The 23,658-nt window shown below is 69.8% G+C and carries 25 protein-coding genes; 13 read left to right on the plus strand and 12 right to left on the minus strand.

The features are described 5' to 3' along the window. Positions 1-226 precede the first annotated feature (226 nt). Both G5B46_RS17930 and G5B46_RS17935 read left to right on the plus strand, forming a co-directional pair. Complete coding sequence (locus tag G5B46_RS17930; protein ID WP_109099608.1) at positions 227-631, plus strand: DUF6491 family protein; 405 nt, start codon at positions 227-229, stop codon at positions 629-631. A gap of 157 nt (positions 632-788) precedes the next feature. Next, a complete protein-coding gene (locus tag G5B46_RS17935; RefSeq protein WP_165261001.1) occupies positions 789-1,169 on the plus strand; it encodes a YidB family protein in 381 nt (126 codons plus the stop codon). Positions 1,170-1,175: 6 nt separating this feature from the next. Here G5B46_RS17935 and G5B46_RS17940 read toward each other — a convergent pair whose 3' ends face one another. From G5B46_RS17940 to G5B46_RS17950, 3 genes are all read right to left on the minus strand, one after another. Beyond that, positions 1,176-1,841 (minus strand): hypothetical protein, encoded by a 666-nt coding sequence (locus tag G5B46_RS17940; protein ID WP_165261004.1) that lies wholly within the window; start codon positions 1,839-1,841, stop codon positions 1,176-1,178. Positions 1,842-1,885: 44 nt separating this feature from the next. Beyond that, entirely contained in the window at positions 1,886-2,749 is an 864-nt protein-coding gene (locus tag G5B46_RS17945; protein ID WP_165261006.1) for a 2-dehydropantoate 2-reductase, read from the minus strand. A gap of 77 nt (positions 2,750-2,826) precedes the next feature. After that, positions 2,827-3,864: a ribonucleotide-diphosphate reductase subunit beta gene (locus tag G5B46_RS17950; RefSeq protein ID WP_165261008.1), complete on the minus strand. Its 1,038-nt coding sequence runs from the start codon at positions 3,862-3,864 to the stop codon at positions 2,827-2,829. Positions 3,865-3,997: 133 nt separating this feature from the next. On the opposite strand from G5B46_RS17950, the gene G5B46_RS17955 reads away from it, so the two are divergent. From G5B46_RS17955 to G5B46_RS17975, 4 genes are all read left to right on the plus strand, one after another. Beyond that, positions 3,998-4,669, plus strand: a complete 672-nt coding sequence (locus tag G5B46_RS17955) for a glutathione S-transferase family protein (protein ID WP_165261010.1) — start codon at positions 3,998-4,000, stop codon at positions 4,667-4,669. Between the two features lie 329 nt (positions 4,670-4,998). Further along, positions 4,999-6,045, plus strand: a complete 1,047-nt coding sequence (locus G5B46_RS17965; protein WP_165261028.1) for an aspartate-semialdehyde dehydrogenase — start codon at positions 4,999-5,001, stop codon at positions 6,043-6,045. 113 nt (positions 6,046-6,158) lie between these two features. Continuing rightward, positions 6,159-6,767 carry a hypothetical protein gene (locus G5B46_RS17970; protein ID WP_165261031.1) on the plus strand — a complete coding sequence of 203 codons (609 nt, stop codon included), beginning with the start codon at positions 6,159-6,161 and terminating at the stop codon, positions 6,765-6,767. A gap of 62 nt (positions 6,768-6,829) precedes the next feature. Next, positions 6,830-7,243 (plus strand): hypothetical protein, encoded by a 414-nt coding sequence (locus G5B46_RS17975; RefSeq protein ID WP_165261033.1) that lies wholly within the window; start codon positions 6,830-6,832, stop codon positions 7,241-7,243. A gap of 7 nt (positions 7,244-7,250) precedes the next feature. On the opposite strand, the gene G5B46_RS17980 is transcribed toward G5B46_RS17975, so the two are convergent. After that, on the minus strand, positions 7,251-7,538 hold the full coding sequence (locus G5B46_RS17980) for a hypothetical protein (protein WP_165261036.1): 288 nt from the start codon (positions 7,536-7,538) through the stop codon (positions 7,251-7,253). A 44-nt stretch (positions 7,539-7,582) separates the two neighbouring features. Continuing rightward, positions 7,583-8,524 (minus strand): LysR family transcriptional regulator, encoded by a 942-nt coding sequence (locus tag G5B46_RS17985; RefSeq protein WP_165261039.1) that lies wholly within the window; start codon positions 8,522-8,524, stop codon positions 7,583-7,585. Between the two features lie 99 nt (positions 8,525-8,623). Between G5B46_RS17985 and G5B46_RS17990 the strand changes: the two genes are divergently transcribed. From G5B46_RS17990 to G5B46_RS18015, 6 genes are all read left to right on the plus strand, one after another. Then, positions 8,624-9,790, plus strand: coding sequence for an MFS transporter (locus tag G5B46_RS17990; RefSeq protein WP_165261042.1), 1,167 nt, complete (start codon positions 8,624-8,626; stop codon positions 9,788-9,790). A gap of 128 nt (positions 9,791-9,918) precedes the next feature. Continuing rightward, on the plus strand, positions 9,919-10,953 hold the full coding sequence (locus tag G5B46_RS17995; protein ID WP_165261045.1) for an aldo/keto reductase: 1,035 nt from the start codon (positions 9,919-9,921) through the stop codon (positions 10,951-10,953). Positions 10,954-11,178: 225 nt separating this feature from the next. Beyond that, positions 11,179-11,946: a sulfite exporter TauE/SafE family protein gene (locus G5B46_RS18000; protein WP_165261048.1), complete on the plus strand. Its 768-nt coding sequence runs from the start codon at positions 11,179-11,181 to the stop codon at positions 11,944-11,946. A gap of 86 nt (positions 11,947-12,032) precedes the next feature. After that, positions 12,033-12,698 (plus strand): hemolysin III family protein, encoded by a 666-nt coding sequence (locus G5B46_RS18005; RefSeq protein ID WP_058350211.1) that lies wholly within the window; start codon positions 12,033-12,035, stop codon positions 12,696-12,698. A gap of 3 nt (positions 12,699-12,701) precedes the next feature. Next, positions 12,702-13,961, plus strand: coding sequence for a patatin-like phospholipase family protein (locus tag G5B46_RS18010; protein WP_165261051.1), 1,260 nt, complete (start codon positions 12,702-12,704; stop codon positions 13,959-13,961). Between the two features lie 95 nt (positions 13,962-14,056). Then, positions 14,057-14,539 carry a copper-binding protein gene (locus tag G5B46_RS18015; protein WP_165261054.1) on the plus strand — a complete coding sequence of 161 codons (483 nt, stop codon included), beginning with the start codon at positions 14,057-14,059 and terminating at the stop codon, positions 14,537-14,539. A gap of 6 nt (positions 14,540-14,545) precedes the next feature. Here the strand turns inward: G5B46_RS18015 and G5B46_RS18020 are convergent, their stop codons facing one another. Then, entirely contained in the window at positions 14,546-15,280 is a 735-nt protein-coding gene (locus G5B46_RS18020) for an SDR family oxidoreductase (protein WP_165261057.1), read from the minus strand. A gap of 104 nt (positions 15,281-15,384) precedes the next feature. On the opposite strand from G5B46_RS18020, the gene G5B46_RS18025 reads away from it, so the two are divergent. Beyond that, entirely contained in the window at positions 15,385-15,786 is a 402-nt protein-coding gene (locus G5B46_RS18025) for a helix-turn-helix domain-containing protein (protein WP_165261060.1), read from the plus strand. Between the two features lie 172 nt (positions 15,787-15,958). On the opposite strand, the gene G5B46_RS18030 is transcribed toward G5B46_RS18025, so the two are convergent. The 6 genes from G5B46_RS18030 to G5B46_RS18055 form a co-directional block, all read right to left on the minus strand. Continuing rightward, a complete protein-coding gene (locus G5B46_RS18030; RefSeq protein WP_165261062.1) occupies positions 15,959-16,282 on the minus strand; it encodes a hypothetical protein in 324 nt (107 codons plus the stop codon). Between the two features lie 95 nt (positions 16,283-16,377). Next, positions 16,378-17,355 (minus strand): lipid A-modifier LpxR family protein, encoded by a 978-nt coding sequence (locus tag G5B46_RS18035; protein WP_165261065.1) that lies wholly within the window; start codon positions 17,353-17,355, stop codon positions 16,378-16,380. Positions 17,356-17,534: 179 nt separating this feature from the next. After that, positions 17,535-19,409, minus strand: coding sequence for a ribonucleoside-diphosphate reductase subunit alpha (locus tag G5B46_RS18040; protein WP_165261365.1), 1,875 nt, complete (start codon positions 19,407-19,409; stop codon positions 17,535-17,537). Between the two features lie 602 nt (positions 19,410-20,011). Beyond that, positions 20,012-21,211, minus strand: coding sequence for an OmpA family protein (locus G5B46_RS24745; protein ID WP_165261068.1), 1,200 nt, complete (start codon positions 21,209-21,211; stop codon positions 20,012-20,014). A gap of 348 nt (positions 21,212-21,559) precedes the next feature. After that, positions 21,560-23,338 (minus strand): cation:proton antiporter, encoded by a 1,779-nt coding sequence (locus G5B46_RS18050; RefSeq protein ID WP_165261071.1) that lies wholly within the window; start codon positions 23,336-23,338, stop codon positions 21,560-21,562. 32 nt (positions 23,339-23,370) lie between these two features. Continuing rightward, positions 23,371-23,631, minus strand: coding sequence for a helix-turn-helix transcriptional regulator (locus G5B46_RS18055; RefSeq protein ID WP_165261367.1), 261 nt, complete (start codon positions 23,629-23,631; stop codon positions 23,371-23,373). Positions 23,632-23,658 lie beyond the last annotated feature (27 nt).

Below are 23,658 nucleotides of genomic sequence, written 5' to 3' on the forward strand. Positions count from 1 at the left end.
CTGGACGAGGTGGATCCGGAACTGGCCAAGGCCTCGGCCTGATCCACCCCACGATCATCGAAACAGGAAGGGCGGGACCTCGCGGTCCCGCCCTTTTCTTTTGCCGCCGCCTCGAACGGGACGACCTAAAACGCCCCTTCAGGTGGTAAAAAAGGGGCGGCTTGACCATTGACGGCGAGGCTTCCAGGCCCAATCTTTCGCGCGAGGGACTGTGAGGATGAACGCAATGGTCAAGTTGAAAACCATCGCCCTGGCCGGTCTGGCCGGCGCGCTTCTCGCGGGCCCGGCCCTGGCGACCGAAGGCGCGGCCGCCGCCGAGAAGGCGCCCCGCCAGTGCTTCCAGCTGTCGGACTGGCAAGGCTGGAGCGCCCCCGACAAGAACACGCTCTACATGAAGGTCCGCAACCGCGACGTCTATCGCGTGGACCTGTCGTGGGGCACCAACTCGCTGACCGCGCCCGGCAGCTACCTCGTCTCGAACGTGCGCGGCATCGACACCGTCTGCCGCCCGCTGGACCTGGACCTGCGCGTCGCCGACGGCACGGGCTTCGCCATGCCGATCCGCGCCAAGGCCATCACCAAGCTGACGCCGGAAGAAGTGGCGGCCATCCCGCGCAAGGACCGTCCGTAGGACGCATCCGGCGCAAGGCCGAACACGTGAAGGGCGCGGATCGAAAGGTCCGCGCCTTTTCCTTATGCCCGCTCGCCAAGCGCGCTGGATCGGGTCTTAATCGCTCCCACGTCGGGCGGGCCCGCGGCGGGCCAGCGACGATCGAGCGGAGCGAGACATGAGCCTGCTGGACAATCTGATGGGCGCGCTGGGCGGCCAGGGCGATATCGCCGAAACGGTGAAGAGCCTGGGCGTCACCGGCGGGGTCGGGGGCCTCGTCGACGCCTTCCAGAAGGGCGGCCTTTCCGAAGTCGCCCAGTCGTGGGTGTCGAACGGCGCCAACCTGCCCGTGTCGCCCGAACAGATCCAGGCCGTCCTCGGCTCGGGCGCCGTCGGCCAGTTCGCCGAGAAGCTGGGAGTCGACCCGCAGACCGCGGCGGCCAAGCTGTCGGAGATCCTGCCCGGCCTGGTCGACAAGCTGACCCCCGGCGGCAAGCTGCCCGACGAGGGCCTGGGCGGGGCGGTCAGCGACCTCCTGGGCGGCTTCCTGAAGAGCTAGCCGGCCTCAGGGCGCGGGGCGCGCCAGCCGGCGCGCCTCGGCCAGGAACGGCGCGCGATCGTCGGCGAGAAAGGCGTGAGTGATGCGCCCCTGACGCCCATCGCTCCCGGCCGTCAGAACCACGTAGGCCGCCTGCCGGCTCATGCGCCGGGCGAACGGCTCCGCCCCGCACGACAACAGCGTCAGATCGGCGACCCACGCCCCATAGGCCGCGGCCTCCTTCGTCTGCAAGACCGGTTCGGGCGGCGGACCATCGACGACCTGGATGGCGGACGCCTGCTCGACCCACTCCTCTCGCGACGGCCCCTTCAGGGTCTCGACCACATGCACGCGCGTCCGGCCGGGGATGCAGGCCCCAAGATCTGCCTCATAGCTACGCCAGAGCTCTGCGAACTCAGCCTTCTGGGCCTTTCCTCGCGCCAACTCGGCCGGCGGCGGCGGATGGATGTTTCTGTCGCACGGCATCGGCCAAGCCGCGCCTTCAAGCGGCCCGGCGTCTGACACCATCACGAGATGCACCCCATCCGCCTTGACGAACCACTCGCCGAACGTCTCCCGCCAGGCATCGTCGAGCGGCAGCAGCGCCGGCTTCCGGACCGGCGAGCAGGCGAACGCCTGCTCCAGGGGCTGCAAGGCCAGGATGGCGACGACGGCGGCGGCGAGGACCTTCATGCCCCATCCCACCGCGAACCTGGCTGAACGGCAAGGCTTGTTCGCTACGCCCCCGCCGCCTCCAGCAGCGCCACGACCATGGCGTTGACCGGCGTGGCGACGCCGTGGACGGCGCCCTTTCGGACGATGACGCCGTTGCGGGCGTCGATCTCCATCGGGCGGCCGGCCTGACGGTCGGCGTGCAGCGAGTTGACGCCGTCGGCCGGACCGGCGCGATAGCCGGCGATCACCTGCCGGGGCAGGTCGTCCGGCAGGTCCGCGCCCTGCGCCCGACCGACGGCGACGCATTCGGCCACCAGATCGCGCATGATCGCGGCGATGTCGTCGCGGTGGGCGACGCCGGCCGGCTTCAGGGTCAGGGCGTTGACCGCCCCGGCGCAGTTCAGCGCCAGCTTGCTCCAGGCGACGGTGGCGAAGTCCTCGGTGGTCGCCACATCGATCGGCGCATGGGCGAAAAGGTCGACGAACGCCTGCCCGGCCTGACCGTCCGGAACCTTGATCCAGCCCATCCGCCGCTGGCGGATGACGCCCGGCGCCGTGCGCTCGGCCGGGATGTCGACCACCGCGGGCGTGATGCGCTCGGCCGGCAGCCAGGGCGTGAAGCGCTCGACGTGCTCGACGCCGTTCTGCAGCACGGCCACGCGGGTCTGCGGCCCGACCAGCCCCGCCAGCCAGGCCGCGGAGCCGGCGGCGTCATAGGTCTTGGTCGTAACCAGCACCCAGTCGACGGGCGCGGCGGCGGCCGGGTCGGTCAGCACCGTCGGCGTGGCGACGAGCGGCCCCTCGGGCGTCTCGACCTGCAGCCGGTCGAAGGCGGTGCGGGCGCACAGGGTCACCTCGTGGGCCTGCGAGAGCCAGGCCGCCAGGGTTCCACCGACCGCGCCAGGACCGATCACCGCGATGCGCATGGAATGCTCCCCCAAACGAAAAACGCCGCCGGGAATTACCCGGCGGCGTTCGTGTCGTCACGACGATTTGGCGAGGCTCAGTGCTCGGCCGGAACGTCGGTGCGCTTTTGCAGCATGGCCTCGAAGCTGGACCACACGCCCTCGGCGCCGTGCCACTGCCCCTTGGTCGCGGCCTTCGAGTATTCGGTGGCGCGGGCCTCGAAGAAGTTGGCGTGCTCGACGCCCGACAGCAGGGCCTGCAGCCACGGCAGCGGGTTTTCCCGCACGCCGTAGACTTCCGGCAGGTCCAGCTGGCGCAGGCGCCAGTCGGCGACGAAGCGGATGTACTTCTTGATGTCGTCCGGGGTCATGCCCTGGATGTCGCCGGCCTCGAAGGCCAGGTCGATGAAGTTGTCCTCCATGCCGACCACGGTCTTGCAGCAGTCGACGATGTCGTCGGCCACGGCCTTGGTCACCGCGCCCGTCTCCTTGTTGAAGGCGTGGTACAGCTTGATGATGCCGTCGCAGTGCAGGCTCTCGTCGCGGATCGACCACGAGACGATCTGGCCCATGCCCTTCATCTTGTTGAAGCGCGGGAAGTTCATCAGCATCGCGAAGCTGGCGAACAGCTGCAGGCCTTCGGTGAAGCCGCCGAACATGGCCAGCGTGCGGCAGATGTCGGCGTGGCTGTCGACGCCGAAGGTCTGCATGTAGTCGTGCTTGGCCTTCATGGCCTCGTATTCCATGAACGCCGAGAACTCGGTCTCGGGCATGCCGATGGTCTCGAGGAGCAGGGCGTAGGCCGCGATATGGATCGTCTCCATGTTCGCGAACGAGGCCAGCATCATCTTCACTTCGGTCGGTTTGAACACCCGACCGTAGCGCTCCATGTAGTTGTCCTGCACCTCGACGTCGGACTGGGTGAAGAAGCGGAAGATCTGCGTCAGCAGATTGCGCTCCTTGTCGTTCAGCTTGACGGCCCAGTCCTTGAGGTCCTCGCCCAGCGGCACCTCTTCGGGCATCCAGTGGACCTGCTGCTGCTTCTTCCAGAAGTCATAGGCCCACGGATAGCGGAAGGGCTTGTAACCGCCGGAGGGGATCATGAGGCCGGGCGTGGTGATCAACGGGGCGGACATGGGCGGTCTCCAGAGCGGTCGGACACGAATCGGTCGGGCGGGTAGTCTCTTCGTAGCCTAGGGCGACACGCCCCATCTAGTGGTCAAATTGACCCATGGCACAACATGTTGTGGGCAGAATGGGTAACCAAAGATGAACAGCGATTACACCATCTATGGCGCGCTCGGCTCCGGATCGGTGCCCGTCGAAGCGACTTTGACCCTATTGGGGCAGCCCTACAAGGTGGTCGAGGCGCCCACCTGGGAGGGCCAGGCGCAGCAGGCCAAGGTCGCCCCCGTCAATCCGATGAAGCAGATCCCGGCGCTTGTCACGCCCCAAGGCGAGACGATCACCGAGAGCGCGGCGATCCTGATCTGGCTGGCCGACAACCATCCGCAAGCCGGGCTGGCCCCGGCCATCGGCGATCCGCGCCGGGGCCAGTTCCTGCGCTGGATGACCTTCATCCCGGCCTCGATCTATTCGCTGTTCTGGGTGCGCGACGAGCCCTCGCGGCTGGCCGGACCCGATCCGGAAGCGCAAGCCCGGGTCAAGGCCGCCACCGCCGACCGCATCGCCGACTGCTGGGCGATGATGGACGCCCAGGTCGAACCGGGCGCCTACATCCTGGGCGACGAACTGACCGTGCTCGACCTCTATGTCGCCGTGGTCAGCCGCTGGGGCTCGCGCCGCGTGCGGTTCTACGAGCGCGCGCCGAAGATGGCCGACGTGGTGCGCCGCGTGGATAGCGATCCGCGACTGGCGGACTTCTGGGCCAAGCGGTTCCCGTTCGTCGACGGCTGGGAAAGCAAGGGGGCCAGCGGATGAGCCGCACTGCGTCCTTCGAGGCTCGGCTACGCCTCGCACCTCAGGATGAGGACCATCCTGCACTGAATTCCCTCATCCTGAGGCGCCCGCGCAGCGGGCCTCGAAGGACGCACCGACTTTACGCCGCCCCGCTTGCCCGCTATTAGCCCCGCTCGATGCAATTGGCCGCGACCAAAATTATTACCCGCAAAACGACCCGCTTCGGCGGGGCGGCGGGCATGCGCGCGATCTAAGCGGCATCCTCAGACCAGCCCCGCACTGCGCGGGGCGGCTCTCAATCCACGAGACCTCAAGGCTCCCCGCGCTCCACCAACCAGGAGACGCTACCCATGAGCCGCAAGTTTTCCCGTTCGAACCCGCCCGCCGTCGGCGTCGTCGGCGCCACCGGCCTGGTCGGCGGCATGATGCTGAAGCTGCTGGCCGAACGGGACTTCCCGCTGTCGGCCTTGCGGGTCTTCGCCTCGGCCCGCTCGGCCGGCCAGACCCTGCCCTGGAAGGACGGCCAGGTGGTCGTCGAGGACGCCGCCACCGCCGACTTCGCGGGCCTCGACATCGTGTTCTTCTCGGCCGGCGGCGGCACGTCGCGCGAGCTGGCCCCCAAGGCCGCGGCGGCCGGCGCGATCGTCATCGACAACTCGTCGGCCTGGCGCAGCGACCCGGAGGTTCCGCTGGTGGTGGCCGAAGTGAACCCCGAGGCCCTGGACGACAATCCCAAGGGCATCGTCGCCAACCCCAACTGCACCACCATGGCCGCCATGCCGGTGCTGAAGCCCCTGCACGACCACGCCGGGCTCAAGCGCCTGACGGTCAGCACCTACCAGGCCGCCTCGGGCGGCGGGGTCGAGGGCATCCAGGTGCTGTCCGAGCAGCTGCGCACGGGCGCTGAAGGCGACCTCGACGGCCTGGCCATGAGCCCGGAGGCCGCCCCGCTGCCGGAGCCGAAGAAGTGGGCCGTGCCGCTGGCCTACAACGTCGTGCCGCTGAACTATGTGCTGGGCGAGGACGGCTACACCGAGGAAGAGCTGAAGCTGCGCGACGAGAGCCGCAAGATCCTGGGCCTGCCGAACCTGCCGGTCAGCGGCACCTGCGTGCGCGTGCCGGTGTTCTCGGGCCACGCCCTGTCGATCAACGCCGAGTTCGATCGCCCGATCTCGGTGGACGAGGCCCTGGCCCTGCTGGCCAAGGCGCCGGGCGTGGTGATCGACGATGTGCCAAACCCGCTGGCCGCCACCGGCCAGGACCCGGTGTTCGTCGGCCGCGTGCGGCCCGACCCGACGGTCGAGCACGGCCTGGCCCTCTTCGTCGTCGGCGACAACCTGCGCAAGGGCGCGGCGCTGAACGCCGTGCAGGTGGCCGAGGTGCTGGTCGGGGCCTAGGGGCCCCGATGCGCGGCCGGGGCCTTGCGCCCCGGCTGCGACAGCATGCCACGCAGCCTGGACGTCAGGATTCACACCCTCTTCATGGCGCGAGCGCGAAGGCTGGCGGCGAGATGAAGATAGCCCAGCCCTACGCCACAGAAGCCGCAACCAGCGGGTCGGCCGTCGCCTATCCTGGCGGCGCGGCCGGCGCGGCGGCGGCGCTGAACGACACCGCCGGCGCGGTCGGGCTGGACCAGAAGCTGTCGGCCTATCACGCCCTGTCCAGTCGCTGGGCCGGCGCCGGCCATGCCGAGCGCGCCAGCCTCGCCCCCGCCCTCAACGACTCGCCGTTCGCAAAGACGGTGCAGTCGGCGCTGAACACCTTCACCAAGGCCGCCTGGGCGGGAGCGGACGCCGCGCCGCCGGCGCCGCAGGCCCAGGCGCTGAAAGCCTTCGACGGGCTTTCGCAAACCGACCAGACCATCGTCGCCTCGCTGCAGGTCGGCGTTCCCGGCGCACGGGGGCCGGCCACCGTCGGCGACTACCGCGCCCGCCTGCAATCGGATCTCGACGCCGCCCAGCCGGCCGCGTCGGCCCCGCGCGACACCGTCACCCTGTCGGCCGAGGCCCAGGCCCGCCTGGCCGGCGCCGCCGTGCCGCAGGCGCCCGCCGCGCCGGTGGTCGAAGCCGCGCCCCAGATGGCCGCCGCCCTCAGCGCCTACGGCAAGGCGGCCGGGTAGGCGACCATTGACGGCCAACTCGGCCGGCCATGTTATGCGCGCCCCTCAAGCGAAGCTCGCCCATGCCGATCCAACTTGTCTGCCGCGCCTGCCGCCGCCCCCTGACCGCCCCTCTGTGCTGGACCGATGAGACCAACCACGTCGTCGGCCAGGACCGCGAGCCGAGCGTGCTGGCCGGTTTAGCGGTTCGTTTGAGCAACGAGTCCGCCAGTTCGATCCACGGCCCCGACGGCCAGATCGTCGGCGTCCACGTCTTCTCTCCCGCCGGGGCCATAGCCACTCACCCCGACGACGTTCCGCCCGAGGCGCTGCGCTCTACGGGCGTCGACAATGGTTGCTGCGGCTCCGACGGTTCTGACGGTCCGAACCGGGCCTGCCTCTGCGGCGCGGTCGTCGGCACCGAATGGAGCGACTGCTGGACCCAAGCTGAACTGCGCTTCCACCCCGACGCCGTCGAGGCCGTTCCCGCCGATTGACCGGCGCCTAGACGTCCGAAGCCGCCTCAATCGCCTGCAGGGCCCGGGTGATCTCGCCCAGCGCCCCGTCGGGCGCCGCCACGGGGTCGTAGGCGAGGTCATAGGCCAGATCGAGAACCAGATCGCCCACGGCCGCCTCGTCCGCCTCGGCCGCGTCCCAGATCAGGGCCTGAAGCGTGAAGACCTGCCGCTGGGTCGGCGCTGCGCCGGCCGCGACCAGATCACGCAGGGCCTGGACGATCTCGGGGGTGGCCGCGGCGTGCGCCGGAGCAGGGATCTTCGTCGGCGTCTCCATGCTGTGACCCTAGCGTTGACGGCGGCGTCCCGCCAATCCCCTGGCTAGCCGACGAACTGGGCCAGCGCCGCCGGCTCGGTGCGGCCGACCTTCACCTCGGCCGCCAGCCAGTCGATGAACACCCGCACCCGCGCGGGCAGCTGGCCGCCATGGCCGACATAGACGGCGTGGATCTGCTCGATGTCGCCGGGGTTGAAGGCCTCCAGCACCGGAACCAGCCGGCCGGCGGCGATGTCGGGGCCGACATGGATCACCGACAGCCGGGCGATCCCCTGTCCGGCCAGGGCCAGGGCGCGGGCGCTCTCGCCATCGCCCACCTCGGCCCGGCCGTGGACCGGACGGAAGGCGACTTCGCCGTCGATCTGGAAGCCCCACGAGTCGCAGTGACGGGCGAAGTTGAAGGTCACCAGCTCCTGGCCGTCGAGGTCGTCGGGATGGGCCGGCGTTCCGGCCCGCGCCAGGTAGGCGGGCGAGGCGACCAACACCATGCGGCTCTGCGCGATCTTGCGGGCCATCAGCTGCGAGGCCCGCATAGGCCCCACTCGGATCGCCACGTCGGCCCGCTCGTCCATCAGGTCGATCACCTGGTCGGTGACGGTGATGTCGAGCTGGATCTCCGGATGCTCGGCCAGGAACCGGGGCGCCAGCGGCAACAGGTAGTGCTGGCCGAACGGGACGCTGGCGTTGACCCGCACCCGGCCGCGCGGGGCGGCGCTGGCGGCCACCGCGCGCTCGGCCTCGTCCAGGTCGGCCAGCACGCGCAGCGAACGCTCGTGGAAGGTCTGGCCCTCGGCGGTCAGGATCAGCTTGCGGGTCGAGCGGTTGACCAGCCGCGCGCCAAGCCGCGCCTCCAGCCGGGCCACCAGCTTGCTGACCGCCGACGGGGTCATCCGCAGGCTCCGCGCGGCCGACGAGAAGCCGCCCTGCTCCACCACGCGGGCGAAGACCTCCATCTCGGCCGTGCGATTGATTTCCTGCCGCGCCATCGTGCCTTCACGTCACAAGTGATAGTCTTGCCAGCAATCTAATTCATCGAAGACACCAGCGCTATCTGACGGCTCGAACAATCATCGGAGCCGGCAGCCATGCCTCTCGCCCTCTACGCCCTGACCGTCGGCGCCTTCGGGATCGGCGTCACCGAATTCGTCATCATGGGCCTGCTGATGCAGGTCTCCGCCGATCTCGGCGTCTCGATCCCCACGGCCGGTTGGCTGATGACCGGCTACGCGCTGGGCGTCTTCGTCGGCGCGCCGATCCTGACCCTGGCCACGCGTCGCCTGCCGCCCAAGACCACCCTGCTGGCCCTGATGGCCATCTTCACCCTGGGCAACCTCGTCGCCGCCCTGGCCCCCAACTTCGCCATACTGATGGGCGCGCGGATCATCACCGCCCTGGCGCACGGCACCTTCTTCGGCGTCGGCTCCCTGGTCGCCGTCTCGCTGGTGCCGCCCGAGCGCAAGGCCTCGGCGATCGCCATCATGTTCACCGGCCTGACGCTGGCCACCCTGCTGGGCGTGCCCTTCGGCGCGTGGCTCGGCCTGGCCTTCGGCTGGCGCTCGACCTTCTGGGCGGTGACCGCGATCGGCGCCGTCGCCCTGGTCGTGCTGGCCCTGCTCGTCCCCAAGGGCGAGAAGGCCGCCGCGCCCGCCGCCCTGAAGGAGGAATTCGCCGTGCTGGCCCGTCCGCAGGTGCAGCTGGGCCTGGCCATGACCGTGCTGGGCTTTGGCGGGGTGTTCGCCGTCTTCACCTACATCCAGCCGATCCTGACCGAGCTGGCCGGCTTCTCGAAGGCCGCCGTCTCGCCGATCCTGCTGGTGTTCGGCGCGGGCCTGGTGGCCGGCAACCTGGTGGGCGGACGCTGGGCCGACAAGGCCCTGAACACGGCGCTGGCCGGCAGCATCGCCATCCTGACCGTGGTCATGCTGGCCGCCGGCTGGGCCTTCCACGACAAGGTCGGCGCGGTCCTGGCCGCCTTCCTGCTGGGCGCGGCGGCCTTCGCCACCGTCGCTCCGCTGCAGATGCGGGTGCTGAGCCAGGCCGGCGGCGCGGGCCAGGGCCTGGCCTCCAGCCTGAACATCGCCGCCTTCAACCTCGGCAACGCCATCGGCGCGGCCCTGGGCGGCGCGGTCATCGCCCACGGCCTGGGCCTCTCGGCCATCGCCCCGATCGCGGCACTGGTGCCCCTGGCGGCGCTGGTCCTGGCCGGGATCAGCCTGGGCCTCGAGCGCAAGACCCGGCTGGCGACGGCCTGACCGACACCGGAAGGGGGCGCCGTGGCGCCCCCTCCCGGACGATCCAAAGCGGCAAGATGCCCGGGGTCGGCCCGGCCCATCCTGCGAAACGACCACGCCCTCTCCCCCTCCCCTTCAGGAGACACGCCATGGAATACCGCAGCCTCGGCCGGTCCGGCCTCAAGGTTCCCGCATTGAGCTTCGGCGCCGGCACGTTCGGCGGCCAGGGTCCGCTGTTCAGCGCCTGGGGCGACACCCGGGTCGAGGAAGCCCGCCGCCTGATCGACATCTGCCTGGAGGCGGGCGTCACCCTGTTCGACACCGCCGACGTCTATTCGAACGGCGCCTCTGAGGAGATCCTCGGAGAGGCCCTGGTCGGTCGTCGCGACGAGGCGCTGATCTCCACCAAGCTGGGCCTGCCGATGGGCGAGGGCCCGCTGGACGCCGGCGCCTCGCGCCTGCGGCTGGTGCGCGGGGTCGAGGCGGCGCTGAAGCGGCTGAAGACCGACCGCATCGACCTGCTGCAGTTGCACGCCTTCGACGGGACCACGCCGGTCGAGGAGACCCTGGCCGCCCTCGACGACCTCGTGCGCGCCGGCAAGGTGCTCTATGTCGGTGCCTCCAACTTCGCCGGCTGGGAGCTGATGAAGTCGCTGGCCGTCGCCGACCGCCACGGCTGGCCGCGCTACGTCGCTCACCAGGCCTACTACTCGCTGGCCGGGCGCGACTACGAGTGGGAGCTGATGCCGCTGGCCGCCGACCAGGGCGTCGGGGCCATGGTCTGGAGCCCGCTGGGCTGGGGCCGCCTGACAGGCAAGATCCGCCGCGGCCAGCCGCTGCCGGAAACCAGCCGCCTGCACCAGACCGCCGACGCCGGCCCGCCGGTCGACGACGAGCGCCTCTACCGCATCGTCGACGCGCTGGACGCGATCGCCGCCGAGACCGGCAAGACCGTGCCGCAGATCGCCATCAACTGGCTGCTGGCCCGCCCCACGGTCTCCAGCGTGATCATCGGCGCCCGCACCGAGGAGCAGTTGCGCCAGAACCTGGGCGCCGTCGGCTGGAGCCTTTCGCCCGAGCAGGTGGCGGCCCTGGACGCCGCCAGCGCGGTCACCCCGGCCTATCCCTACTACCCCTACTGGCGCGAAGGCGGCTTCAGGCAGGTGAACCCGCCGCGGGTGTGAGCGCTTCCCCCATCAACTTCCGTTGTCATCCCGGCCGTAGCGAAGCGGAGCGCCGGGACCTCCCACGCTGGCCACATCTGAAACGTGGGAGATCCCGGCTCTACGGACCGCTGACGCGGTCCTTCGACCGGGATGACACGCTTCTCGCGTGTTCAAGAAGGCGCCCGGAGCATGGTCGGGCGGCGCCCCATGGTCCGCCCGCCCCTCCCCTGCTAAAGCCCCGCCATGCTCACCGACCCCTTCTTCTACGCCGTCGCCATTCCCGCCGTGATCCTGGTGGGCCTGGCCAAGGGCGGGTTCGCGGGGATCGGGGTGGTGGCCACGCCCTTGATGGCCCTGGCGGTCGGGCCGGTGAAGGCCGCGGCGATCCTGCTGCCGCTCTTGATCGTGCAGGACGTCGTCGGCGTCTGGGCCTATCGCAAGACCTGGGACAAGGGCCTGCTGATCCTGATGACCCCGCCGGCGGCCTTCGGCATCTTCCTGGGCTGGGCGCTGGCGGCGCTGGTCTCGTCGGCGGCGGTGGAGCTGGCGGTGGGCCTGGTCTCCATCCTGTTCGCCGCCCAGCGGCTGTGGGCCGAGCGGGCGGTCAAGGCCGCCGCCGCCATCGAGACCGGCCCGGCCCGCCCGTGGCTGGGCGTGCTGTGCGGCATGGCCTCGGGCTTCACCAGCCAGATCGCTCACGCCGGCGGCCCGCCCTTCCAGATCTACGTGCTGCCCCGCCGCCTGCCGCGCGACGTCTTCGTCGGCACCAGCGCCATCTTCTTCGCCGTGGTCAACTGGATGAAGCTGCCGGCCTATATCGCCCTGGGCCAGTTCACGCCTCAGGTGCTGGCCACGGTGGCCGTGCTTCTGCCGGTGGCGATCGCCTCGACCTGGGCCGGCGTCCTCCTGGTGCGCAAGGTGCCGGCCGAGGGCTTCTACAAGGTGATCTACGTGCTTCTGATCCTGGTCGGAACCAAGCTGGCCTGGGACGGCTTCTTCGGATTGGCATGACGATTGGTCACGCTTGCGCGCCGCCCTTTCGGCGCCATGATGATCGACGTTTATACGTCACCGATTTTGAGTAGGCTGGGCGGGCCATGACGATCTCAGACTTCACCAAGCACTACCCGACGACGGGCGCCAAGCTGGCCGACCTGATCGTGCACCTGGCCGGACTGGCCTGCGCCCTGCTGGGCGGCGGCATCCTGCTGGGCCTGGCCTTCGGCCTGGGTTCGCTGGGCCAGATGGCCGCGATCGGGGTCTACACCATCGGCCTGGTGACCATGCTGTCGCTGTCGACCGCCTACAACTTCTCCAAGGCCCGCTGGCAGCCGCTGCTGCGCCGCTTCGACCACGCCGGCATCTTCATCATGATCGCCGCCTCCTACACCCCCTTCACCACCCAGAACCTCGAGGGCTGGTGGGCGATCGGCATGACCACGGCGGTGTGGAGCGTCGCGGCCCTGGGCGTGGCGGCCAAGCTGTTCCTGCCGGGCCTGGACAAGCGTTTCTGGGTCGGCCTCTACATGGCCATGGGCTGGCTGGTGCTGGTCGCCATCAAGCCGATGATCGAGGGCCTGTCGTGGGTGGCGCTGCTGCTGCTGGCCATCGGGGGCCTCGTCTATTCCACCGGCACCGTCTTCTACCTGATGCGCCGGCTGAAGTTCCGCCGCGCCATCTGGCACGGCCACGTGATCGGCGGGGCCGGCCTGCACTATGCGGCCGTGCTGGTCGGGGTCGTCCTGGCCGGCGCCCGGGCCTAGGCCATGGAGCGCGGAGGGGACCGCGGGGGCGACAACAAGATCACGATCCAGGGCTTCTTCCGCGACTGGAAGGGCCCTGATCCCCTGCGCGGCAAGCGCCTGCCCGCCCCGCCGGCCGACGCCCACCACGTCGAGGCGGTCGATTTCCCCGGCGTGCGCCTGTCGATCGAGCAGGCCGAGGACGCGCTGAAGGCCGCGGCCGACCGGCTGGCGCCGGTGCGCTCGCTGATCGGCCTGGACGAATTCAACATCCTGGCCCTGTCGGGCGGCGCAGCGGGCGGAGCCTATGGCGCCGGCGTGCTGACGGGCCTGACCAAGGCCGGCCGGCGGCCCGACTTCGCCATCGTCACCGGCGTCTCGACCGGCGCGCTGATCGCCCCCCTGGCCTTCCTCGGCCCGGCCTGGGACGACCGCCTGACCGAGGCCTATCTGGGCGGTCACGCCGCCGAACTGCTCAGCCTGCGCCGCCTGGCGCCCGCGCTGGGCCCCAGCATCTTCAAGGGCGAAAGCCTGGACGCCCTGGTCGAGCCGTTCGTCGACGAGACGATGATCGACGCCGTGGCGGCCGAGCACGCCAAGGGCCGGCGCCTGCTGATCGCCACCACCAATCTCGACAACCAGCGGGCCTCGATCTGGGACATGGGCGCGATCGCCAGCCGGGGCGGCCCCCAGGCGGTGAAGCTGTTCCGCGAGGTGCTGGTGGCCTCGGCCACCGTGCCCGGCCTGTTCCCGCCCAAGATGATCGAGGTCGAGGCCGACGGCCGGCGGCACCAGGAGATGCACGTCGACGGCGGCGTGGCCGCGCCGCTGTTCCTGATGCCCGACGCCCTGCTGCACTGGCGCAATCTCGGCCAGCGCCTGCGCCGGGGACGGGTCTACGTCATCGTCAACACGGTGCTGGATCCCTCGCCGCGCTCGACCCCGCCGGGCGTGGCCTCGATCATGGGCCGCAGCTTCGAGACCATGCTGCGCTTTTCCTATCGCCAGGCCCTGAGCCTGGCCGAGGGCTTCTGCACGCGCCACAACCTGCCGCTCAGCGTGGCCTCTATCCCTGGCGACTTCGACGGCATCAACATGCTGCGGTTCGAGACGCCGACCATGCGCAAGATCTACGACGCGGCCGAACGTCTGGCGATGGAAGACAAGATCTGGGCCAGTCCCGCGCTGGAGCCGACCGGCTGGCGGGGCCTGTTCAAGCGGGCGGGAGGCCGGCCCAAGGCCGAGCCGGGCGCGAGCAGCCTGGATCCGGCCGCCGACGCTTGAACACCGCCCGTCGTTTCAGGACCGAAATCGAGCGCAGTCATCGCGCAGCACTGCGCCGCTAGGCAGGGCGGGTCTCAGCCACGCTCGATCCGGTCATGCGCAAGTTCATCCTTCCCGCCCTCGCCGTCGCCCTTATCGCCACGACCGCCCACGCCCAGCCGCCCGGCGGCGGTCGGGGCCCTGGCGGCGGCGGCCCGCCTCCCGGCGGCGCGGGCGGTCCGGGCGGAGGCCCCGGGGGCGGCAAGCAGGCCGATCTCGGCAAGGTGGTGGTCGTCGGCGTCGTGCGGGCGATCGATCCCGCGACCGAACGGGTGACCATCGCCTACCAGGCCAACGAGGCGCTGAACTGGCCGGCGGGGGCCATGCCCTTCGCCATGGCCAAGCCCGGCATGCTGGGCGGCGTCGCGGTCGGCCAGACGGTGCGCTTCACCCTGTCGAACCATCGCATCGCCGCCTTCCTGCCGGAGGGCGGCCCCGGCGCCCCGGCAGGTCGGGAAGGCCCTGGCGCGCCTCCGCCGCCCGGCGGCGGGCCGGGCCCCGATGGCGGCGGCGACCGTCCGCCGCCGCCGCCGCGCTGACCTGGCTCAGACCTGGGCCAGGCCGCCGTCGACGAACACCTCGCCGCCGGTCATGAAGCTGGAGTCCGACGAGGCCAGGAACGCGGCCACCGCGCCGGTCTCGGCCGGATCGCCCATGCGCCCCAGCACCGTCGAGGCGCCCATGGCGGCCACGCCGTCCTCCCCCAGCACCTCCTGCGCCAGTTCGGTGGTGATCGGGCCGGGCGACATCACGTTGACCCGAACGCCCGTGCCGCGCAGGTCCAGCGCCCAGCTGCGCGCCAGGTTGCGCACGGCGGCCTTGGTGGCGCTGTAGATGCTGAAGGCCGGGGTGCCCATCACGCCGGTGCTGGAGCCGGTCAGGATGATCGAGCCGCCCTGCCCCATCAGCGGCAGCGCCTTCTGCACGGTGAACACCAGGCCCTTCACGTTGAGATCGAAGATCTGGTCGTAGTGCTCAACCGTGATCTCGCCCAGCGGCGCGAACGATCCAGTGCCGGCGTTGGCCAGCAGGATGTCGAGCCCGCCGCGCTCGGCCTTCACCGTCTCGTACAGCCGATCAAGATCGGCCGCCTCGGTCACCGACCCGCGCACCGCCCGGGCGTTGGGGCCCAGCTCGCGCAGGGCCGCGTCCAGCGCCTCCTGCCGGCGTCCGAAGATGTAGACGAACGCGCCTTCCTCGACGAAGCGCTTGGCCGCGCCCAGGCCGATGCCGCTTGCGCCGCCGGTGATCACGGCGGTCTTGCCTTCAAGTCTGCTCATGTCTTGCCTCCTTCAGTGTGGCGGCAAGGGAGTTGGCGACCTACATACCTATCGACAAGTATGCACCTTTTGGTAAGTGCCCAGAAAGTTCGGATCCCGGAAACATGAGCGACGCTCCCCTCTGCGCGACCGGCTTCAGCTGCGGGCTGGACGCCACGCTTCGCGTGATCTCCGGCAAGTGGAAGCCGCTGATCCTCTATTTCCTGCTGCAGGGCCCCACCCGCTACGGCGAGTTGCGCCGGGCCGTGCGCGGCGTCAGCGACAAGGTGCTGATCCAGCAGCTCAAGGAGCTGGAGGGCGACGACCTGGTCGTGCGCACCGACTACAAGGAGGTGCCGCCCAGGGTCGATTACAGCCTCACCCCGCTAGGGCTGAGCCTGACCAAGGCGCTGGAGCCGTTGTGCCTGTGGGGAACCGAGAACATGGCCGAAGTGGCCCGGGTGCTCGCCCAGCGCCAGAGTTGGCCGGGACGATCGGAGCCGGTCGGCTCGCCTTCAGCTTCTTGAGAACCGGGGCCCGGGCGTGATGGGCAGGGCATCGACCGCCGGACGGATGAGCCCAGACTCGGCGCCCGGTCACCTGGGTCCCGGATAAGCGCTACGCGCTTTCCGGGATGACGGGTGTAGGCGCTTCGATCTTTCGCGTCCGCCCCATCGGATACGGACGCAGGCCTGCGGCTCAGCCGGCCTTCTTCAGGTGGCGGGCGCGCAGCTTGGCGACGTTCGGCGGGTCGGCGCGGAAGTCGGACGCCAGGCCCAGGCGCGCGTTGCACGAGGGGCAGCGCACGTGGTCGCTGTCGGCCAGTTCGACCGGCGGATCAAAGCGGGTGCCGCAGGGCTTGCACTTCCAGTCGCCGACGGCCGGCGGCGGCGGCGGGGCCGGCTCGGGGGTGACGACCTTGGCGGCCTTCTGCAGCCGCTCCAGCGGCGGCGGGCCGCCGGGCGCGGCGACGCCGCTCTTCAGGCTCAGGATCTTGCGGCGCGGGGGCTCGCTCTCGCTCATGACGCTCGACGATTTTGCGGACGGATCGACGCTAGCTGCATGATCGCGGCCGGAAACTCAAGCGCCGCGAGGTCGCGGCGCAAATCAAACGCCGGTCACCAATGCGGTTTGAGGCTGAACGACAGGGCCACGACCGAGTCTTCCTGGGTCGCCATGCCCATGATCTGGTCCTTGGACTTGATCTCGCGGCGGATGTAGCCGACCGAGGCCTGCATCGGCCCGCGCCGCCAGCCCACGCCCGCCTGGGCGTCGCCGACCAGGCGGCTGCCGGTGTCGGAGGTGACGCCGGCCCGGGTCCAGTCGCCGTCCTGGCCGCGCAGAAGATTCATGCCGACCAGCTGACCGCTGGCGCCGGCGAACAGGTACCAGCGCCCGCGGTCGCCGAAGGTTTCGCTGCCGTCACGCACGCCCAGGCCGCTGATCACCCGGTCCTCGACGCTCTTGCCGATGCGAACCATGCCGCCGGCCTCGGCCGAACCGCCGGCCCCGCCGAAGCCCAGGCCCGCATGGGGCGTGAAGTCGACGGCCAGCTTGCCGGCGCCGAACTTGACCGCCGCCGGCCAGCCGCGCGAGACGCTGACATCGACGCTGTCGGCGTCGAAATTGGCCGCGCCGGGGCGCACCAGGCTGAGCGGGGCGCTCTGGGCCAGACGCGAGGAGCTGGCGACCGACACGCGCACGGAATCGACGCTGTGGCCGTTGTCGCCGACCACATAGCTGCCCGAGCGCCAGCTGACCGGCCCGCGCTCGTTGTAGTAGCGGTCGGCGTCCAGCAGGTTGGCGTCGCCATAGAGGCCCGCCGGCGACACCGAGAACAGCTCGCCCTCGGCCTCGACGGCCCGGGAGTCGGCCGGACGGGCGGTGAAGGCGGCGGCCGACGCCGGCGCGGCCTGCGACGGCTCGCGGCGGGTCAGATCCAGTTTCTGCAAGGTGGGTGTAAGAGGCGGCGCGGCGGCCGCCGGCTTGGCCGACGCCTTGCGCTTGCCCTTCCGGACAGCAGCTTCCGACGATGCCGCGGAAAGCGCCAGAGCGGCGCCGCAGCACGTCGCGATCGTCACGCAAACGATACGCATTGCGGATTCCCCAATCCCAATCCTGCCCACCGTATCCGCCTGATCGGATACGTCCACCGGGAAAACGCCGGCGTTCGGTGAACAGTCAGTGACTGTATTGGTTCCGCGCAAAGAAACAGCGGCGCGATGTGTCGCGCCGCTGTGGTTAATCGTCGCTGCCGCGCCCTAGCGCGCCCGCATCACTGGCAGGCGAGGCACTCTTCGTAGTCGGTCTTGGCCGGGGCGTCGAAGCCGCCGGCGGCCTCCTCGCCCTTGCCGTCGGCGCCGGCGTAGGCCGCGCGCTGAACCGACTTGGAGCGCAGGTAGTATAGGCTTTTGACGCCGCGTTCCCAGGCCATCCAGTGCAGCATGTGCAGGTCCCACTTGTCGACGTCGCCCGGCAGGAAGACGTTGACCGACTGGCTCTGGCAGATTTCCGGCGTGCGGTCGGCGGCCAGTTCGACCACCCAGCGCTGATCCAGTTCGAAGGCGGTCTTGTAGACGTCCTTCTCGTCCTGGCTCAGGAACTCCAGGTGCTGGACCGAGCCTTCGTTCTCCAGGATCGAGCCCCAGACCACGTCGGTGTTCTGGCCCTTCTCCTCGAGCAGCTTCTCCAGGTAGGGGTTCTTCACCGCGAACGAGCCCGACAGGGTCTTGTGGGTGTAGATGTTGGCCGGGATCGGCTCGATGCCGGCGCTGGTGCCGCCGCAGATGATCGAGATCGAGGCCGTCGGGGCGATGGCCAGCTTGTGCGAGAAGCGCTCCATCGAGCCGCGGTCGGCGGCGTCCGGGCACGGGCCCTTCTCTTCACCGATCTTGATGCTGGCCTTGTCGGCCTCGCGGCGCAGGTGCTTGAACATCCGCATGTTCCAGCTCTTGGCCAGGGCGCTTTCGAACGGCACGTTCTGGCTTTGCAGGAACGAGTGGAAGCCCATCAAACCGAGGCCCACCGAACGCTCGCGCATGGCGGCGTAGGCGGCGGTCGAGGCCGCGTCCGGGGCGCGATCGATGAAGTCCTGCAGGACGTTGTCGAGGAAGCGCATGACGTCCTCGATGAAGGTCGGGTGGTCGCGCCACTCCAGATAGGTCTCGGCGTTGACGCTGGAGAGGCAGCACACCGCGGTGCGCTCCTGGCCCAGGTGGTCGGTGCCGGTGTGCAGCATGATCTCGCTGCACAGGTTCGACTGGCGCACCTTCAGGCCCAGTTCGCGCTGGAACGAGGGCATGGCGCGGTTCACGCTGTCGGAGAAGATCAGGTAGGGCTCGCCGGTCTGCAGGCGCAGCTCGAGGATCTTCTGCCACAGGCCGCGGGCGTCGACTTCGCGCAGGACCTCGTTGGTCTTGGGCGAGCGCAGGCCGAACTTCTGGCCGTCGCGCACGGCGTGCATGAACTCGTCGGAGATCGAGATGCCGTGGTGCAGGTTCAGGGACTTGCGGTTGAAGTCGCCCGACGCCTTGCGGATCTCGAGGAACTCTTCGATTTCCGGGTGGTGGATGTCGAGATAGACGGCGGCCGAGCCGCGGCGCAGGGACCCTTGCGAGATCGCCAGCGTCAGGCTGTCCATCACGCGGATGAAGGGGATGATGCCCGAGGTCTGGCCCTGGCCCTTGACCTTCTCGCCGATCGAACGGACGCCGCCCCAGTAGGTGCCGATGCCGCCGCCGTTGGCCGCCAGCCAGACGTTCTCGTTCCAGACGCCCAGGATGCCGTCGAGGCTGTCGTTGACGGCGTTGAGGAAGCAGCTGATCGGCAGGCCGCGATCGGCGCCGCCGTTGCTGAGCACCGGGGTGGCCGGCATGAACCACAGGCGGCTCATGTAGTCGTAGACGCGCTGGGCGTGGTCGGCGTCGTCGGCGAAGGCCGTCGAGACGCGCGCGAACATGTCCTGGTAGGACTCGCCCGGCAGCAGATAGCGGTCTTCCAGCGTGGTCTTGCCGAAATCGGTCAGGAGCGCGTCGCGCGAGCGGTCCACCTGGACCTTGCGCACCAGCGCCAGGGCCGGACGCTCCTTGAAGGCCGACGCAGGGCGCGCGGCAGGTTGAATCTTGGTCGCTTCACCAGCGGTCATGAGCAGAACCCGTCCATTTACCATGCGCTTGCGAGAAGCCGTCCGCTTCCAGCGAAGCCGCTAGATATAGTAGGGCGTTGCGCCCCCAGAGCCCATATATGGGGCCACAGGCGCCGCCGTTTCGTCAACGGCTTGTAACGCCTCCGAGGCGAGTTTTTCGTTAACAACCTGTGAACGCGTTGAGGTTCTCGGTGTGGATCAAGGGTTTGCCCACACGATAATTTTTCGCCGCGTCATCGCGCCGCACCGGCGTTAACGAAGCTCCGCGACCGGAGCGCCTGCCCACCCGTCGATTCCGGATTCTTCGGAAGGGTTCGGAGCAAAAAAGAGCGGGGATATTCCAACAGAGATCCCTCTCCCCCTGCGGGAGAGGGTGGCCCCGCAACGCGGGGTCGGGTGAGGGGTCGAAGGCCCTCTGAGCCGCGAAAACCGATCGACCGGGCGCGACGTCAGAATTCTGAGAAACCCCTCATCCGACGGCTGCGCCGCCACCTTCTCCCGCAAGGGGAGAAGGGGAGCCAGACTTGACCAAACAGCAAAAGGCCCCGGAGTTTCCTCCGGGGCCTTCGCATTCGTCGGGAAGCCTGAGCTTCCGTTCGGTCTCGATCTTAGAAGTTGATCGAGATGGTCGAACGGCGGTTCAGCGGTTCCTTCACGCCGTCGCCGGTGGCGACGGCCGGAGCGGTTTCACCCTTCCAGTCGACCGCCAGGGTCGATTGGGCGACGCCCAGACCGACCAGAGCGTCGGCCACGGCCTTCGCACGACGTTCCGACAGGCGGACGTTGTACTTCGGCGAGCCCGAGGTGTCGGTGTGACCGACGACCACCAGGCGGGTGGCCTTGCCGTCGTTGGCGTACTTGGCGGCTTCCGAAACCACCGACTGGGCTTCCGGCGTCAGCACGTACTGATCGAACGGGAAGTAGACGATGAATTCACGCGCTTCGTACACCGGGGCCGGCGGAGGCGGCGGCGGGGGCGGAGGCGGCGGAGGCGGCGGGGGCGGAGGAGGCGGCGGCGGCGGCGGGGGCGGCGGCGGGGGCGGCGGAGCCGCGAACGAGTACCGCAGGCCGACCGTCAGCGACTGGTCCTTGTACTGGCCTTCGAAGGTGCCGGGCTGCAGAGCGCCCGAACCCGTCGACTTCCAGCTGTGGTCGTCGGTCGAGAAGTAACGGTAGGTGACGTCGAGCTTCAGCTTGTCGGTCGCCTTCCAGGCCAGACCGGCGATGCCCTGCCAGGCGATCGCGATGTCGTCGTCGTCGACGGTCAGGTTCTGGATGGCGGCTTGGCCGGCCGGAACGCCCGAGAACTGGCCCAGGGTGGTGACGTCGAGACGGTTGACGCCGAGGCCGGCGCCGACGAACGGGTTCAGCTTGGCGTCCGGAGCGAAGTCGTACAGGACGTTGAACATCAGCGACCACGACTCGATCGAGCCCGACGGCGAACCGCACTTCGGGTTCGCGGCGGTGCGCGTCACGCCCGGGGTGCAGAGGCCGATCGGCTGCTGACGGACGGGGTTGCCGCGGACGCCTTCCAGGTCGCCCGGACGGTAGCCGCCTTCGAGTTCAGCGCGCCAGTTCGGGGTGAACTGGTAGCCCAGACGCACGAAGCCGGCCCAATCGGACTCCGACTTCCAGGTCCAGTGATAGTGCTGACCGTCCGGAGCGTTGGCGTCCGACTCGCTGTTGACAGCCGTCGGCCAGTGGTAGCCGAGGTCGACCGCGCCATACCAGCCGGTCTCTTGGGCCGAAGCGCCCGACGCGGCGAACACCGCGGCCAGGGCGGCTCCCGCCAGGAGTTTGAGTTTCATATCAAGAGCCCTCTATTGCCCTGCACGGCCCAACGGCCGAGCATCGTTATACCAAGGCGCACGTCCCGCGAAAGTGTCGGCTCGGCAACACCGTCCAAAGTTTCACAGCGGCGGAGTCCCCCGCGACACCTCGCGGTCACGCCTTGCGAATTCCCCCCCGCCGAATCCGACGGCGTGGTCTCCTCGAAAGGCGCCCGCGCCTCTCGGTTCGCACGCAAAGCGTTTCCGCGCAAGGCCTTCCGTAGCGTCCGGCCGGTCTTGAGGGCTGAAAAGCGACGCAAATAGTCAAGTTTTGATCGCGGTGTCGGGATACCAACCGGGCGAGCCGGCGATCTCGCCCCCTTCCCCTCACCCCGCGTCGCGAAGACGGCGGCGGCGTCCGCCCAGGGCGTCCGGACGGTTGAGCACCTTGCGATACTCGTCGCGACGCTCGTGGATCGAGGCGATCACCAGCCCCATCGGCACGCCGACGTCGACCAGAACCGCCTCCGACAGCTGCAGCGAGGCCTCGATGGTCTCGGGCACGGCGTCGGTGGCGCCCAGCTCGTACAGGCGCGCGGCGTGGCGGGCGTCGCGGGCCCGGGCGACGATGGTCAGGTCGGGACGATGGCCCCGCGCGGCCTCGACCACCGCCTCGGCGGCTTCCGGACCGTCCATGGTGACCACCACCGCCCGGGCGTGGTCGAGGCCGCAGCGCTCGAGCAGCTCCACGCGTGCGGCGTCGCCGAAATAGACCCGGTGGCCGGCGCGGCGGCCCTGCTCGACCAGGCGCGGGTCGCGGTCGATGGCGATCCACGGCAGGTCGTGGCGGTCGAGCATCTCGCCGACCAGCCGGCCGACGCGGCCGAAACCGACGACCAGCACCCGGCCCTTGGGCTCTTCCACCGACAGGTCGACGCCGTCCGGCGCCTCGGTGGTCTCGGCCGGCGCCTTGCGGCCGAGCCGCGCGCCGATCCCGGTCAGGACCGGGATCAGGAACATGGTCAGGGTGGCCGCGACCAGCACCGCCTGGCCGATGGCCGGCTCGACCACCTCGGCGTCCATGGCGTTGGCCAGCAGCACGAAGGCGAACTCGCCGCCGGCCGCCAGGGCCAGGGCCGCCTCGCCCGAGGCCCGGTTGGAGAGGCCGAACAGCTTGCCCAGGCCGAACACCATGGCGGCCTTGATCACCACCAGGCCCACCGCCGTGCCCAGCACCAGAACCGGCGAGGCGACCAGCAGCGACAGGTCCAGGCGAATGCCCAGCGACACGAAGAACAGCGACAGCAGAAGGCCCTTGAACGGCTCGATCTTGACCTCGACCTCGTGGCGATACTCGGTCTCGGCCAGCAGCACGCCGGCGACGAACGCGCCCAGCGCCATCGACAGGCCCGACAGCGAACTGACCAGGCCCGCGCTGATGATCACCAGCAGGCAGGCGGCCATGAACATCTCTTCGCTCTTGGCCTTGGCGACCGAGCGCATCATCGGACGCAGGGCCAGGCGCCCGACCAGCACGATGACGCCCAGGCCCAGGGCCGCGGGCAGCAGCGCCAGCAGGCCGCGGGCGTCGAACTCGCCGTGACCGCGCCCCAGGATCGCCAAGGTGATCAGGATCGGCGCCACCGCCAGGTCCTGGAACAGCAGCACCGAGAAGGTCGCCCGCCCGCCTTCGGCGTGCAGCCGCTTGCGCTCGGCCAGCACCGGCACGGCGATGGCGGTCGACGACAGGGTCAGGGCCGAGCCGATGGCCAGGGCCGCCACCGGCGTCTGGCCCAGCATCATCGCCACCGCGCCCAGCGCCAGCGAGCAGCCGATCACCTGGGCCGCGCCCAGGCCGAACACGTACTTGCGCAGCAGGCGCAGCCGCTCCCACGACAGCTCCAGCCCGATCATGAACAGCAGGAAGACGACGCCGAACTCGGCCAGCTGGCCGATCTCGTCGGGATTGTCGACGGTGACGTAGTCGAGCCACGGGGCGACGCCGATCAGGCGGCCCAGGCCGAACGGCCCCAGGATCACGCCGGCCAGCAGGAAGCCGAGGATGGGATTGATGCGAAGGCGCTTGAACAGCGGCGCGACGATCCCGGCCGTGGCCAGGAACAGGACCAGATCCTTGTAGTCCGCCGGTGAAACCTCGTGGTTCAACGCCCCCGCCCCTCCTCGATCAGGTTTCTGTCCTAGTCCACGACCATCTTAAGCCGCACGCCCGGTCCCGGCTCGCCGGTCTCCGCGCCCGGGATCAGCACCGCGCCGCCCGCTTCCAGCGCCTCGATGAGGAGCCTTTCGGTGCTATGGTGCAAGGCGTGGCGCTCGGTCTCGAAGTCCTTGACCGTGCTGCGCGACACCCCCGCCTTGTCCGCGAGCTCGCCTTGCGACCAGTTGAGCAGCCCGCGGGCGCCCCGACACTGGGCAGGAAGGAGAATTTTTGCGTGTGGCATCTGGAATCCCACGGGCTCGTCACCCAT

Source organism: Caulobacter sp. 602-2 (assembly GCF_011043625.1).
GTDB lineage: Bacteria > Pseudomonadota > Alphaproteobacteria > Caulobacterales > Caulobacteraceae > Caulobacter.

Bases quoted from the DNA above. Each gene is read 5' to 3' on its own strand.
- G5B46_RS17930 (WP_109099608.1), top strand. From the start codon at position 227: ATGGTCAAGTTGAAAACCATCGCCCTGGCCGGTCTGGCCGGCGCGCTT.
- G5B46_RS17935 (WP_165261001.1), top strand. From the start codon at position 789: ATGAGCCTGCTGGACAATCTGATGGGCGCGCTGGGCGGCCAGGGCGAT.
- G5B46_RS17940 (WP_165261004.1), bottom strand. From the start codon at position 1,841: ATGAAGGTCCTCGCCGCCGCCGTCGTCGCCATCCTGGCCTTGCAGCCC.
- G5B46_RS17945 (WP_165261006.1), bottom strand. From the start codon at position 2,749: ATGCGCATCGCGGTGATCGGTCCTGGCGCGGTCGGTGGAACCCTGGCG.
- G5B46_RS17950 (WP_165261008.1), bottom strand. From the start codon at position 3,864: ATGTCCGCCCCGTTGATCACCACGCCCGGCCTCATGATCCCCTCCGGC.
- G5B46_RS17955 (WP_165261010.1), top strand. From the start codon at position 3,998: ATGAACAGCGATTACACCATCTATGGCGCGCTCGGCTCCGGATCGGTG.
- G5B46_RS17965 (WP_165261028.1), top strand. From the start codon at position 4,999: ATGAGCCGCAAGTTTTCCCGTTCGAACCCGCCCGCCGTCGGCGTCGTC.
- G5B46_RS17970 (WP_165261031.1), top strand. From the start codon at position 6,159: ATGAAGATAGCCCAGCCCTACGCCACAGAAGCCGCAACCAGCGGGTCG.
- G5B46_RS17975 (WP_165261033.1), top strand. From the start codon at position 6,830: ATGCCGATCCAACTTGTCTGCCGCGCCTGCCGCCGCCCCCTGACCGCC.
- G5B46_RS17980 (WP_165261036.1), bottom strand. From the start codon at position 7,538: ATGGAGACGCCGACGAAGATCCCTGCTCCGGCGCACGCCGCGGCCACC.
- G5B46_RS17985 (WP_165261039.1), bottom strand. From the start codon at position 8,524: ATGGCGCGGCAGGAAATCAATCGCACGGCCGAGATGGAGGTCTTCGCC.
- G5B46_RS17990 (WP_165261042.1), top strand. From the start codon at position 8,624: ATGCCTCTCGCCCTCTACGCCCTGACCGTCGGCGCCTTCGGGATCGGC.
- G5B46_RS17995 (WP_165261045.1), top strand. From the start codon at position 9,919: ATGGAATACCGCAGCCTCGGCCGGTCCGGCCTCAAGGTTCCCGCATTG.
- G5B46_RS18000 (WP_165261048.1), top strand. From the start codon at position 11,179: ATGCTCACCGACCCCTTCTTCTACGCCGTCGCCATTCCCGCCGTGATC.
- G5B46_RS18005 (WP_058350211.1), top strand. From the start codon at position 12,033: ATGACGATCTCAGACTTCACCAAGCACTACCCGACGACGGGCGCCAAG.
- G5B46_RS18010 (WP_165261051.1), top strand. From the start codon at position 12,702: ATGGAGCGCGGAGGGGACCGCGGGGGCGACAACAAGATCACGATCCAG.
- G5B46_RS18015 (WP_165261054.1), top strand. From the start codon at position 14,057: ATGCGCAAGTTCATCCTTCCCGCCCTCGCCGTCGCCCTTATCGCCACG.
- G5B46_RS18020 (WP_165261057.1), bottom strand. From the start codon at position 15,280: ATGAGCAGACTTGAAGGCAAGACCGCCGTGATCACCGGCGGCGCAAGC.
- G5B46_RS18025 (WP_165261060.1), top strand. From the start codon at position 15,385: ATGAGCGACGCTCCCCTCTGCGCGACCGGCTTCAGCTGCGGGCTGGAC.
- G5B46_RS18030 (WP_165261062.1), bottom strand. From the start codon at position 16,282: ATGAGCGAGAGCGAGCCCCCGCGCCGCAAGATCCTGAGCCTGAAGAGC.
- G5B46_RS18035 (WP_165261065.1), bottom strand. From the start codon at position 17,355: ATGCGTATCGTTTGCGTGACGATCGCGACGTGCTGCGGCGCCGCTCTG.
- G5B46_RS24745 (WP_165261068.1), bottom strand. From the start codon at position 21,211: ATGAAACTCAAACTCCTGGCGGGAGCCGCCCTGGCCGCGGTGTTCGCC.
- G5B46_RS18055 (WP_165261367.1), bottom strand. From the start codon at position 23,631: ATGCCACACGCAAAAATTCTCCTTCCTGCCCAGTGTCGGGGCGCCCGC.